The 12,865-nt window shown below is 44.3% G+C and carries 11 protein-coding genes; 10 read left to right on the forward strand and 1 reads right to left on the reverse strand.

Annotated elements, in window-relative coordinates; translation table 11 throughout:
• Positions 1–16: 16 nt before the first annotated feature.
• The 3 genes from H2245_RS00505 (at position 17) to H2245_RS00515 (ending at position 4,302) form a co-directional block, all read left to right on the forward strand.
• Positions 17–1,717, forward strand: a complete 1,701-nt coding sequence (locus tag H2245_RS00505; protein ID WP_182405068.1) for a BCCT family transporter — start codon at positions 17–19, stop codon at positions 1,715–1,717.
• 103 nt (positions 1,718–1,820) lie between these two features.
• A complete protein-coding gene (locus tag H2245_RS00510; RefSeq protein ID WP_182405069.1) occupies positions 1,821–3,563 on the forward strand; it encodes a hypothetical protein in 1,743 nt (580 codons plus the stop codon).
• Positions 3,564–3,576: 13 nt separating this feature from the next.
• Positions 3,577–4,302, forward strand: a complete 726-nt coding sequence (locus H2245_RS00515) for a DUF3726 domain-containing protein (RefSeq protein WP_182405070.1) — start codon at positions 3,577–3,579, stop codon at positions 4,300–4,302.
• Positions 4,303–4,939: 637 nt separating this feature from the next.
• On the opposite strand, the gene cynR is transcribed toward H2245_RS00515, so the two are convergent.
• Positions 4,940–5,842 (reverse strand): transcriptional regulator CynR, encoded by a 903-nt coding sequence (gene cynR / locus H2245_RS00520; protein ID WP_182405071.1) that lies wholly within the window; start codon positions 5,840–5,842, stop codon positions 4,940–4,942.
• A gap of 200 nt (positions 5,843–6,042) precedes the next feature.
• Between cynR and H2245_RS00525 the strand changes: the two genes are divergently transcribed.
• From H2245_RS00525 to H2245_RS00555, 7 genes are all read left to right on the forward strand, one after another.
• Positions 6,043–6,702 (forward strand): carbonic anhydrase, encoded by a 660-nt coding sequence (locus H2245_RS00525; RefSeq protein WP_182405072.1) that lies wholly within the window; start codon positions 6,043–6,045, stop codon positions 6,700–6,702.
• Positions 6,703–6,804: 102 nt separating this feature from the next.
• Positions 6,805–7,275: a cyanase gene (cynS, locus tag H2245_RS00530; RefSeq protein ID WP_182405073.1), complete on the forward strand. Its 471-nt coding sequence runs from the start codon at positions 6,805–6,807 to the stop codon at positions 7,273–7,275.
• A gap of 141 nt (positions 7,276–7,416) precedes the next feature.
• Positions 7,417–8,628, forward strand: a complete 1,212-nt coding sequence (locus tag H2245_RS00535; protein ID WP_182405074.1) for a CynX/NimT family MFS transporter — start codon at positions 7,417–7,419, stop codon at positions 8,626–8,628.
• 46 nt (positions 8,629–8,674) lie between these two features.
• The gene (locus H2245_RS00540; protein ID WP_182405075.1) at positions 8,675–9,205 is read left to right on the forward strand and encodes a heme-binding protein; all 531 of its coding nucleotides are present in this window, start codon (positions 8,675–8,677) and stop codon (positions 9,203–9,205) included.
• A gap of 396 nt (positions 9,206–9,601) precedes the next feature.
• Entirely contained in the window at positions 9,602–10,831 is a 1,230-nt protein-coding gene (locus tag H2245_RS00545) for an efflux RND transporter periplasmic adaptor subunit (RefSeq protein WP_182405650.1), read from the forward strand.
• Positions 10,828–12,051 (forward strand): ABC transporter permease, encoded by a 1,224-nt coding sequence (locus tag H2245_RS00550; protein ID WP_182405076.1) that lies wholly within the window; start codon positions 10,828–10,830, stop codon positions 12,049–12,051. The genes H2245_RS00545 and H2245_RS00550 overlap by 4 nt, the downstream gene beginning before the upstream one ends.
• Positions 12,044–12,808: an ABC transporter ATP-binding protein gene (locus H2245_RS00555; protein ID WP_182405077.1), complete on the forward strand. Its 765-nt coding sequence runs from the start codon at positions 12,044–12,046 to the stop codon at positions 12,806–12,808. The genes H2245_RS00550 and H2245_RS00555 overlap by 8 nt, the downstream gene beginning before the upstream one ends.
• The last annotated feature ends 57 nt before the right edge of the window (positions 12,809–12,865 follow it).

The raw sequence follows: 12,865 nt of genomic DNA on the forward strand, positions 1-12,865 counted from the left end.
TATATGGAGCCACACCATGGCTGATTTAAAGGGAATTAATAGTAAGCATAGTGAGCAAGGAAGCTCAATCATTCCTGATGTTTCATTGGACAATTTGGTTCAAAGCGAAGAATCATCGGATACTCTAGGACTGAAAAACCCTGCTTTTTGGTACAGTGGTGGTTTTATCGTTATCTTTGTTTTAATGGCGATATTTGCAGAAGCGCGTTTAGCAAAAATAGTTAATGTAGGTTTTGTATGGTCGGCAAATGTCTTTGGTCCTTTTTGGCAACTTCTGCTGCTGGCGACGTTTGTGATTGCGTTAGCCGTTGGTGCTGGTCGTACGGGTCGGGTTATTTTAGGCAATTTACCCAAGCCTGAAATGGATAATTTCAAATGGATGGCGATTTTATTCTGTACGCTACTGGCTGGCGGCGGCGTTTTTTGGGCAGCGGCTGAGCCTATCGCTCACTTTGTGACCGCGCCACCTTTATATGGTGAATCGACTGATATCCAACAACGCGCCATTAATGCATTGTCACAATCGTTTATGCATTGGGGGTTTTTAGCGTGGTCGATTGTTGGTAGCTTAACCGCTATTGTGGTGATGCACTTGCATTATGACAAAGGTCTTCCTCTCAAACCGCGTACGCTGTTATATCCAGTATTTGGTGAACGTGTTCTGCATGGTCAAACGGGCGCAATCATTGATGCGTGCTGTATTGTAGCGGTTGCTGCAGGTACGATTGGTCCTATTGGCTTTTTGGGTCTACAAACCAGCTATGCCCTCAACACGCTATTTGGTATTCCTGATACCTTTACCACTCAGCTTATTATTATCATATTTGCTATCGCCCTTTATACCCTCTCAGCCATTAGTGGACTGACCCGAGGAATGCAAATACTGAGCCGTTTTAATGTGATATTGGCTTTTGGGTTGATGGTCTTTATTTTAATGTTTGGTCCTAGTAAGTTTATTGTGAATGGTTATATTCAAGGCGTTGGCACGATGGTGCATAACTTTATCCCGATGGCAACGTATCGTGGTGATGAAGTCTGGCTTGGTGGTTGGACGGTGTTCTTTTGGGGTTGGTTCTTGGGCTATGGTCCGATGATGGCTATCTTTATCGCCCGTATCTCCCGTGGTCGTACGATTCGTCAGTTGATCACGACGGTTTGTATTATTGCCCCGCTGGTTACTTGCTTTTGGTTCACGGTTATTGGCGGTACAGGTCTGGCGTTTGAGATTGCCAATCCAGGTAGTGTCAGTACTGCTTTTGAAGGCTTTAATCTTCCGGGTGCGTTATTAGCAATCACTCAACAGCTTCCGTTCCCCTTGATTACCTCGTTACTGTTTATCATTTTGACCATGATCTTTATCGTCACGACGGGCGACTCGATGACTTATACCATCAGTGTCGTTATCAGTGGTGAGCGCGAGCCCAACGCTACGATTCGTACCTTTTGGGGCATCATGATGGGTGTGACAGCGATTGCTTTAATCTCACTTGGTGACGGCGGTGTGACTGCGTTGCAATCCTTTATTGTGATTACCGCAGTGCCTGTGTCTTTTATTCTACTGCCATCGTTATGGAACGGACCTAAAATTGCGCAACAAATGGCTCACGACCAAGATCTTTATCGTCCTAACCGAGTTGAGACTGCTCATCGACTTGCTGAAGAAAAAATTGCTACAGAGAGTATTACTAAAAAAACAGTCACTAAAGAAATCAGTTAAGTGCGTCATTACTATAGCGAATAATTTATTTACTCATTTAGTTCAGTGTTTACACGTAGCAAATAAATTATTGGCTTAACCCATTATTTAAGGTGATAGTTATATGGAACATACTTTGCCAAACAACGAAAAGCTAGCCAACGATAATCTAGACGCGGTCAGCTTCCGTACCCCCGATGTGGTGATGCACTCTGAAAGATTGGGCGCGATGCACCAAACGCGTATCAGCTTTGTGCGGTCGCTCCTGCGTAAAATCGATAAAGAAAATTGGACGTTAACTAAGCATCTTTGGGATTTAGATGATAATGGCTACGGACAAGTTATTTATCGTTTGCAAACGCCTGAGCACATTTACCACTTAGTGGTATTCTGCAATCAAATTGCTGATGAAGAGCGTAACGACCGCGTGATTGCGCAAAAATGGGATGTAACATTTGCATTGGTTTATGGCGAAATCGGCGATGAGTTATTGGCAAACCTAAAAGCAAATGTGCCGCTACAAGAAGCAGGTCGCAACTCAAATATGGTCATGGTATTGGCACGTGCTAATAAAAGCGTGCGCGTCTTTGACCACATTGTCAGCGCGCTTGCTGACGGGCAACAGCCTGATTTGGACGTCTTGGCGCAAGTCGGTTATATCTTGCGTACGACAGCCGTTTATGGTAATGGGAAATTCGGTATTTACGACTTTAAGCCACTCGATCACAGTGAAGACTTTAACCAGTCTTTTCGCGCGCAGATGTGTGCCGTTTATTTGCTAAGAGAATTTAGCCTAGATTGGGTGGATTATTTGGCGAAGAAAAAAGGCGGCGATAAGGCAGTCAGCTTACATCCAGAGATTAAGCAATATTTGGGTATCGGTAATGCCACTGGTCTTGGGATGGCACCTTATTTAATTAATCATCCTTGTGTCGTTGATCAATGGTTAAGTACTCGCGAAGGGGCACTACAAGCGGTATTGGTCTGTGATATTGAGCCTGAATCTGATAATAGCAAAATACAGCAATTCTCAACCTTAATGAATCGTGCTATTCAACACTTCTCGGAAGTGGTCACCATCAATGAGCCGCAAATTCTACTGAATAGTACGGTCGTTAAAGAGTTAACAACGTTGCAAGAAAACCTTGCTACTGAGCTTAAAGACTGCGATACGTGGGCTGATTTTTTACAGCGTAATGACCATCTCAGTTATGAGAGTCAAGAAGTCATTATCTCGTGCATGATGGAGCTTTATCCTGAGCTTGTAGATGATTTTGCAGGGCAAGTAAATGCTGATGAAACCATGTCACTACCGAGTGGCAAAGTCGTTCAAGACTTGATTGAAGTATTAGAAGCGCGTTATCAGTGGGCAATTAACATTGATTTTGCTGCAGAAGAGAATGTCTATTGGTTTTGGTATCGCTCTGAGGATAAAGAAGAGCCGAGAATGGGCGTACGTGGACAAGAGCAGGGCGATGATAAAGAGTTCTTACTTGATATTGGTAGACAAGCCAATACGCTGTACTTGGCGTTACAACAAGCAGATCCACAACAGTTGCTATCAGAATTTATCTTAACCCAGCCAAAATATCGCACAATCGCCCGTCGCGTATGGACAATGGGTCATAAAAAGATGGGTGATATTCAGATTAACGTATTGCAAAAGACCGCATTACCGATGCATTTATTACGCTGTAAATTGTCTATGTTTGGTGCAACCAAATTTGATCCGCGTTCAGATCGCTGGGTGCGTGTGACATTGTTCCAAGGTGCGCCGTTATTCGATGACGTCCACAGTGATGAATGGCTATTTCCTCTTTTACCAAAAATAAATGAGCTACCGACCTTACCATTAGCCGCCCAATAAGGAGTATTGAGACATGATCGTATCGCATAATGAAATCGTGACCATGGTGAATAAAGCCTTTTTGGGGTTGCAACGTGAAGTCGGGGAGGCTGACTTGATTGCCTCGATGGTAGCAGAGCTGCAAATGGCAGGTCTTAACGGCATCACCCACTTTAATAATGCCAGTCCATTTATTTTATCTGAACGTGATGCGCCTATCGATATCGTCCATCAAGCTGACGGTGAAGTCAGTTTGGATTTGCATGGCAGCAGTTTGGTTTGTCATCTGCCTGCTGTGATGGACTACGCCATTGAAAAAATGGGCAATCGTGATCACTTTAAAATCTATTTGCGCAACTGCCATAATCGCTGGTTGGCTTATAGTGAGCTGGTAAATCTTGCGGCAAAAGGTATCGCTTGTTTAGCTAAATGGGACAATGGCACAGCACCGAAGCATACAATATTTACTTTAGATAAAAGATTCGTTTATCCTGATATATATTATTTTAATGAGGCACAGGATAACTATAATACCAACGATATGGTGATTGAGCTGTCGACCTCTAATTTTGATATTGAACAAGAAATCCAAATTTTTGACAAAAAAGTATCAACGGATGAGCTGTTTGAAACTCATAAACGCGCATGGAAAGAAGGTATTTATGTCGATGATGAGCAGTGGGCGATACTAAAGAAAAGTGCATCGGCGATATTGGTAGAAAACAGTGAGGCATCAAGTAAGGGAGCAGGAGGGTTATAGGTTACAAAACGAATCTGTAACGGTAAGCTCACAATATTCTTTATGATAAATATTAATGATTAACAAGAAGGTGTTTATTCTAATTTTCTTAGGACACTCGATGCTGTTTTAAAGCTCTCTACCTGCTAAAACATTTCTTTGTACACTTCACCACAACTAATGAGCGTATTGGCTATAAAAAAGGCGGCGAAGTGCAAAGCCGCTTTCTAAATAGATTTTCTGAATAGTATTGGTGTTAAAATTTGATAATGTGTATAGATTTTTGGGTTTTCTATCCATATCATGCTGAGGTGTATAGAAAAGCAGGTTTTTTATACCTAACGGGCTACAAAACCCAAATACCTCAGAATTGAGATATCCTTTTAATCAGTGCACTTCATAACATCTACTCTTATTCAGCCGCCTTCTCTCACTTCAGCTCAGCTATTTTATAATAGATCATGCTCTCTTAAACAGCTTTTATGACCTAAAAAGTAACTTTTCAACGTCCTAATGTCAAAGCTATAGACATGAAGATAAAGCGCTTCTCTGTATAGGATAACCAATGGTTGCTTTTGGTCAAGTTTACCTTCAGTCAGTTCAATAGGTGTTGTACAGATAAAGTACAGAAATATTTATAAATAGTTTTCCGTACTAATCAATCTTTATCATTACTTATGTAATTTTGCTCACAGTGTTGATGCGCTAAGCCAATAAACGCTTTATTAGCAGCGCTCTGATAAGCACCTTTTCGTTGCAGCAATACGGCAGTGCGCTGTAGTAAAGAGGGTGCCAGGGCAATCGCAATCAGCTCATCGCGATTACTCACGATGTTGGACGGTAACAAGGTGCTCAATTGCGTGTTGCGTACTATCTCAATCACAGCACTTAATGAGTTTGCCTCCATCAATACCTTTGGCTGGATGTCGTGTTGGCGCCAATAACGCTCAATTTGTCCACGGGTTACAAATTCATGGCTGAGTAATACCAGTTCCTGTTCACTTAGCGTTTGTACATCAATCGCTTGGCGCTTTGCAAGCGGATGATTTTTGTTCACGACCAACGCCAGTGTTTCAATGAGTAGAGTCTGCGCTTCTATATCAGCAGATTTTACATCCGCAAAAGCAATACCCACATCGAATTCATCATTAAGCAACTGCTTTTCCATCTGCTCCTGCGACATCTCTTGTACGCTCAGCGTGACGTTAGGATAACGGTCATGAAATGCTTTTATCAGCGGGCCAATGAGGTAGGTGGTAAAGGTAGGAGTAATGGCAATCCGCAACGCGCCGCGACTCAGATTTTGCACATCGTGAATGGCTCGTTGCCCCTCTTCTAAATCCTGTAACGCTTTATGCGCATACCGAGCATACACCTCACCGGCGTGGGTAAGCTTGACACGACGTCCCGACCGATCAAATAAAGGCGCGCCTAAAGTTTCTTCTAATTGCTTAATTTGTTGTGATAAAGCGGGCTGCGAGACATAAAGAGACGCTGCTGCTTGGGTGAAGCTTTGATGCTTGGCAACCGCGAGGAAGTATTTTATGTGTCTAAGTATCATGGTTTCTCGATTGTTATTTTTTTATGTTCATTACTTTATTGTCATTGCGGACGTTATTGGTGTTTATCAATAGCCATCATAATTTATATCTCGTCCTTTACCTATAAGTATTTGTTATCGAAATCATAATATACCAGTCTTTTACCTTATCGAAATAACGGCGTAGTATTCACTTTATCGACACAACAGAGACCGCCGTTATGAAAGATATTATTGAAGGCTTTTTAAAGTTCCATAGCGAGGCTTATCCAAAACGCGCCGATTTATTCAAGGATTTAGCGACTCAGCAAAACCCGCGCACGTTATTTATCTCTTGCTCGGACAGTCGCTTAGTCCCTGAGTTGGTCACCCAACGCGAACCTGGTGGTCTGTTCGTGATTCGTAACGCTGGTAACATCGTTCCATCTTATGGACCTGAGCCTGGTGGGGTCTCTGCCTCGGTAGAGTACGCCGTCACCGCACTACAAGTGACCGATGTGGTGATTTGTGGGCACTCAGACTGTGGAGCTATGTCTGCCATTGCCAATTGTACCTGTATGGAGCATATGCCAGCGGTTGGTAGCTGGCTAAAATACGCCGACTCAGCGCGTGTGGTGAATGAATCTATCACTCATCTCAATGACAGCGACCGTATTGAATCTATGGTACGAGAAAATGTCATTGCTCAGATTGAAAATATCAAAACCCATCCCTCTGTTCGTCTGGCGATAAGAGAAGGACGCTTGGCTTTACATGGTTGGGTTTACGATATTGAAACAGGTGGCATTGATGCTTTAGATGGCGCTACCAACACCTTTGTTGCGCTTGCCGAGAATACAGAAGTTCGCGCTTATCCTATAGCACTGCCAGTCGCGATTTAAACCATCCTTACTGTTTTATTGACGCTAAATACGATTGACTTAATTGCCATCATTTACTAATAACGATTCACTAATAACCACTAATTAATAAAAGGTACTACCATGATTCAGTCTCAAGTTAGCAACACCGCCCGTCAAGCTTTAACCGACACCATCATTGCCGCTAAAGCTGATAAAAACTTATCGTTTGAGCAAATAGCTGCAGGCACTAATCTTAGCGATGTCTATGTGACTGCAGCGCTGCTTGGTCAGCACCCATTGCCTGCGGATGCCGCACAAAAAGTCGGCGAAACGTTAGGTCTTGATGACGAAGCCATCGTTTTACTACAAGCAATTCCACACCGCGGCAGTGTGGGCAGTGAAATGCCTACAGATCCTACCATCTATCGGTTTTATGAGATGATGCAGGTCTATGGCACAACTCTTAAAGCACTGGTACATGAGCAGTTTGGTGATGGCATCATCAGCGCGATTAACTTTAAAGTGGATATCAAAAAAGTTGCCGATCCAGAAGGTGGCGACCGTGCTGTCATTACCCTTGATGGTAAATTTCTACCTTTTAAGCCTTTCTAATCGTTTATAAAGTTTTACGAACCTTTTTGAAAAGGTTAAAACGCTTAAAAGTTAAAACTTTAGAAAAATATGGCAAAAGTCGGCGCTCAGCGTCGGATTTTTTGGGCTACACTTTTAGCAATAAAGGACATCATCTTACTAATGATTACTGAACGTATTTCCTCTACGAGACACCAGTCGGCGCTGACGTTATTTTGGCCTATGCTCGTGATTGCTGGATTGGCATTAACGCTACGTCCAACCGTGACGTCCACTGGCCCGCTTCTGGAAGGGATTAGACTGAGTACTGGTATGGGCTTACAAGCGGCCTCTTTATTGGTCGTGTTACCGATGCTGTGTATGGGAGTTTTCCCTTTATTGCTACCTTTAATTGGGAAACATCTGAGCGAAAACGCTTGGATAACGGGTGGGCTATTAGCGATTGCTGCATCTGGTTTATGGCGTTTGGGTTTAGGAACAGGTTGGGCGTTGATTGCTAGCGCCTTAATAGGTGGTACTGGTATTGCTATCGTACAGGCGTTAGCACCCGGCGTGGTAAAACGCTGGTATCCTCAGCGTGTCCCGTTAGCCATGGGTATTTATTCAGCATTACTAATGGCTGGGGGCGGCATTGCGGCAACACTGAGCCCAGTAGTTGCTCAGCATTATGGCAGTTGGCAAGCAGGTCTTGGGATATGGTTGCTGTTGCCTGTAGTAGCACTTTTTTTGTGGTGGTTAAGACCGTCCGAGGTGATGGAAACAAAGCATAATGGCGTGGCAGTCAATTTTTTTAAGAATCGGCGCGCATGGTTATTAGCCAGCTACTTTGGCTTAGCGAACGCTGGTTATGCTTGTATGATTGCATTTCTACCGACTTATGCTCATGATTTAGGATGGAGCGCCCAAGGTAGTGGCGAGCTAATCGGTATTATGACTATTTTTCAAGTGCTGGGTGCGTTAGGTGCGCCTGCGCTGTCTGCTCATCGCTTAGATCGTCGCCCTTGGTTATTTTTTGCTGTAGGTATTCAGATTGTAGGCTTTGCAGGATTAATTCTGATGCCAGAGTCACTGCTGATTCTGTGGGCAGCTATGATAGGTGGTGGTCTTGGCGCTTGTTTTTCATTAACGCTTACCGTGGCGCTTGACCATCTATCCGCACCTAGATTGGCTGGCGCACTGACGGCATTTGTACAAGGAATAGGTTTTATTATTACCGCTATTGTTCCTTATTTCGCAGGGTTTTTACGTGAATGGTTAGGTAGCTTTCAGGTCGTTTGGCTACTGCTTTTGAGCACGCTGGTAGCCATGCTGGTGGTCACGATGAAGTTTGTTCCTACAGGTTATGCTAAGGCGATCAATCTTCCTAATACTTAATAGCGCTTAAATTAAATAATCAGTAAACTAACTGTTAGGATTTAACATGAAAAACTTACTTGTTTGTGCTGCCCTTGCAACGTCAATGTTGTCAATTACGGCTTGTGCCAGCACTACTGCACAAAGCAATCAAACTAAACCGAACGTATCTAATTCTGGAGCTTATATGGCAACAATTCCTGTATTAACTGGTGAGATGGCACAGAACATAGTGACTGCAGCCGCCCTAGAAGCTAAAAAGAACCAGTGGATGGTGTCAGTCACGGTCGTTGATGCCTCTGGACAGACGCTAGCCGTGTTAAGAGACCATCGAGCAGGGGTGCATACCATCCGTGCCAGTTATAAAAAAGCGTATACCGCTAATTCACAAAAAAGAGAAACGGCGGTCATTGCTAAGGGTGTTGCGGATGGTACGATTCCTAGTGACATTCGCTATTTAGATGAAAATATACTTATCTTAGATGGCGGTGTACCTATTTATATTGATGGCATTGTGGTTGGTGGTATTGGAGTGGGCGGTGCGCACGGCAGTCAAGATGTGCAGGTTGCTAAAGCCGGCTTAAAAGCTATAGAGTAGAGTCTGACCAGTAATCATAGCTTGAGCTCAAGTTACCAGTTCATTGTTTACCCAGTTCATCGTTTACATAGTAGTCACTGCCTTAAATTTCCATTTTTTATGTTTGTTAATTCCATAATTTTCTATAACTTATTAAAGCGTTAAGAAAGCATACAGCGCGTTGTAAATATGTCTTTATTAGTATTAGTGACGGCATGTGAACGACAGTAAATAGCATAAACTGACAATAACGCATAATAACGCTTAGTATAATTTGGAAACCAGCAGCCAGCGTACTGATTGTTAAGGCATCAGCTACCACTACTTTAGTCATGTCTTTCATGTACACTGCTAAGATAATCAAATTTAATAGCAACTGTATTCAAGTAGGTCTGTACCTTGAACTGGAGAATCTCATTGCGCGCTGTCCACTATAAATATGTGGTTATTATCATATTGATAATGCTTGCCGTTGGTTTTGCGCTATTTCGTTGGTGGCAGGGACCGCTGTTGCCAAGCTATACCGTACAGTCAATGCCACTGGTACAAACGGTGGTGGCAACTGGGCAAGTAGTCACGGTGTCGCGCACCCAAGTGGGCAGTGAGGTGACTGGCGTGGTACTTGAGCGACTGGTACAAGAAGGCGACCGCGTGGCACAAGGAGATTTGCTGTTGGTGTTGCGCTCAGATGACGTTGCCGCGCAAGTGCGCCAAGCAGAAACTGCGCTGACTGAGCTTGCAACCAGCACCCGTCCTCAAGCTGAAGTGGCATTGGCAAATGCGCAAGTTCAGTTGACCCAAGCTCGTGGGAATGTAGAGCGTCGCCGCCAGTTGGCAGCGATTTCGGCAATTTCCGCTGAAGAGATGGCGCAAGCGGAGCAGGCGGAAAGTCAGGCTAAAAATAATCTTGAAGCCGCACGTTTAAAAGCCGCGGCACTGCAAGAAGGCGGTGTTGAGGAAACGCTGTTAAAGGAGCGTGTGGCGGCATTACAGGCTCAATTTAATAAAACTGAAGTACGTAGCCAAGTGGCAGGTACGGTACTAACACGCGATGTAGAAACGGGCGATTTGATACAACCGGGTCAGACATTGTTCACCATTGCGGTTGATGGCAGTACGGAGATTCGAGTGCCACTTGATGAGCGCAATTTATCAAAGCTCGCCTTACAGCAAAGCGCGATGGCGATTACTGATGCTTATCCAGACCAGCCTTTTCCTGCTTATATTAATTTTATTGCGCCGAGTGTGGATCCGCAGCGCGGTACAGTAGAGGTGCGTTTGACGGTTAATCCTTTGCCTGAATTTTTGCGTCAGGATATGACGGTGTCGGTGAATATCGAAACGGATCGCCGCGCCCAAGCACTCGTGCTACCGAATGATGCTTTGGGCAGTGTACAAGGCGATGATGCGGTCGTGGTGCTGCTGCGTGATGGTAAAATACAACGTCAAAAAGTAACGTTGGGTTTGCGAGGTTTAGCCATGTCTGAGGTGATTGCAGGCTTAAGTATTGGTGATGAGGTGTTGGCTGATGCGGCGACCTCATTAGCAGATGGCTCTCGGGTACGTATTGAGTCGCAAAAAGCCTCACTGATTCAAAGTGTTCATGATAAAAATCTTGCTAGCGTATTACCGGAGACAAGTAATTGACCGGATTTTTTGGGCGACTGTGGATTGAAGCAACCATTGCGATGAGCTTTTTGCGTGAGGGACGTTTACAGTCGTTGATGATTACCGTCGGCGTTGCGGTGGGTGTGGCAGTTATTATTTTTATTACCGCTTTAGTACAGGGTCTGCAGTCTAATCTTATCGAGAATACGTTAGGCACGCAGGCGCATATTCGCCTATTACCACCCGATGAGGTCAATCAGGTGCTTGCGCCTATCGCAGGCACAGTACAATTATTGCAAGAAGATAAACGCCCACAGCGGCTACGCTCTATCAACAACTGGCAACAAATCACCACGACCTTAGATCAATTACCCCTATTAACGGCAGTATCACCCACGGTATCAGGACCTGCATTTGTACGGCGAGGTGATGCGTTGGCGTCGGTTGCATTAGTGGGTACTGACCTTGAACGATATCAGAAGATTATCCCACTTGAGAAGTATCTGATTAGTGGTCAACTGCGAGTTGGCGCTGATGAAGTGTTGATTGGCAGTCAGTTGGCTAAAGATCTTGGCGTACAAGTTGGTAGTAAGCTGCGATTAGAAACCGGTCAGCAGAATAATGCGGTGGTAAATGTTGCAGGAATATTTGAGCTGGGCGTGCGTGAGCTGGATGCACGCTATGTTTATTTAGACTTAAAACAGGCGCAATCATTGCTCAGTCTTCCAGGTGGTGTGACGGTGATTGATTTAACCGTTGCCGATATTTTTGAGGCAGAAAATATCGCTGCACAAGTAGGGCGTTTGACCTCATTGCAAGCAGAGAGCTGGATTAAGACCAATGTACAATTGATGAATGCGCTTTCAGCACAAAGCTTGTCGACCAATATGATTATCGTCTTTGTGGCGATATCGGTTGCCTTTGGCATTGCTAGTGTGTTGTCGGTCAGCGTCGTACAGCGCACCCGTGAAATTGGAATTTTACGAGCAACAGGTGCCACCCGTCAGCAAATCTTACGAATTTTTTTGATTCAGGGCGCTGTGTTTGGCTTATTGGGTTCTATTTTGGGCAGTGCAGCAAGTTACGTACTGGTGTGGGTATTTAATACTTTTGGTCCCGGTTTATTTTATATTCCAATTTCCGTCAAGCTAGTGATGGTAGCAATGTTACTGGCTACGCTGACAGGTGTGTTAGCCGCTGCCATACCCTCACGCCGCGCCGCGGCACTGGATCCTGTAGTGGCGATTCGCTATGTCTAATAATACGCTTAACCAGTTTAATAGTAAGTCTAATAATAAGGCTGATAGTAAGTCTGCTACCTCGCACGAAGTTCTGCGTTTAGAGGCGCTGCACAAGTCTTATAATGTTGGTCAGCCCAATGAAGTTGAGGTGCTGCATGGGATTAATTTAACCATTAGCAGTAATGACTTTGCCGCGCTGATTGGTCCTTCTGGCTCTGGCAAAAGTACGTTATTAAATATATTGGGATTGCTAGATAAGCCTACTAGCGGCGAGCTTTATTTATTAGAGCAGGCAACCAGTGGCATGGATGATGCCGGACGCACCGCACTGCGTGGTCATAGTATCGGCTTTGTTTTTCAGTTTCATCATCTGATTCAAGCTTTTACCGTGTTAGATAATATACTGATGCCATTAATGCTAACACGTGGCAAACCAGATAAATTTGCATTGCAGCGTGCACATGATTTACTTGCCGCTGTTGGATTATCTAAGTTTTCTGCCAATAAGCCAAACGAGCTGTCCGGCGGTCAACAGCAGCGAGTTGCGATTGCCAGAGCGCTTATTACCGAACCGGCGTTATTATTAGCTGATGAACCAACTGGCAATCTTGATACGGTGACGGCGGCTGACGTGTTCGAGTTATTCCGTAAAATTAATCGTGAGCGCGACTGTGCCGTATTGTTAGTCACCCATGATCCAAGACTATCAGCCTCTTGTGATCGCACTATTAACCTAGTTGACGGGCGCATAGAAAGTGATTCTTTAAATGACTAAAAAATATAGTATTGATAATACAGCGCATATTGGCAGTGAATTTAGCAGCTGAATAAA

Source organism: Psychrobacter sp. GP33 (assembly GCF_014119005.1).
Lineage (GTDB): Bacteria > Pseudomonadota > Gammaproteobacteria > Pseudomonadales > Moraxellaceae > Psychrobacter.

What these genes read in the sequence shown, in the direction of transcription:
- cynS (WP_182405073.1), top strand. Translation starts at nt 6,805, where the DNA reads ATGATTCAGTCTCAAGTTAGCAACACCGCCCGTCAAGCTTTAACCGAC.
- H2245_RS00525 (WP_182405072.1), top strand. Translation starts at nt 6,043, where the DNA reads ATGAAAGATATTATTGAAGGCTTTTTAAAGTTCCATAGCGAGGCTTAT.
- cynR (WP_182405071.1), bottom strand. Translation starts at nt 5,842, where the DNA reads ATGATACTTAGACACATAAAATACTTCCTCGCGGTTGCCAAGCATCAA.
- H2245_RS00535 (WP_182405074.1), top strand. Translation starts at nt 7,417, where the DNA reads ATGATTACTGAACGTATTTCCTCTACGAGACACCAGTCGGCGCTGACG.
- H2245_RS00515 (WP_182405070.1), top strand. Translation starts at nt 3,577, where the DNA reads ATGATCGTATCGCATAATGAAATCGTGACCATGGTGAATAAAGCCTTT.
- H2245_RS00505 (WP_182405068.1), top strand. Translation starts at nt 17, where the DNA reads ATGGCTGATTTAAAGGGAATTAATAGTAAGCATAGTGAGCAAGGAAGC.
- H2245_RS00540 (WP_182405075.1), top strand. Translation starts at nt 8,675, where the DNA reads ATGAAAAACTTACTTGTTTGTGCTGCCCTTGCAACGTCAATGTTGTCA.
- H2245_RS00555 (WP_182405077.1), top strand. Translation starts at nt 12,044, where the DNA reads ATGTCTAATAATACGCTTAACCAGTTTAATAGTAAGTCTAATAATAAG.
- H2245_RS00510 (WP_182405069.1), top strand. Translation starts at nt 1,821, where the DNA reads ATGGAACATACTTTGCCAAACAACGAAAAGCTAGCCAACGATAATCTA.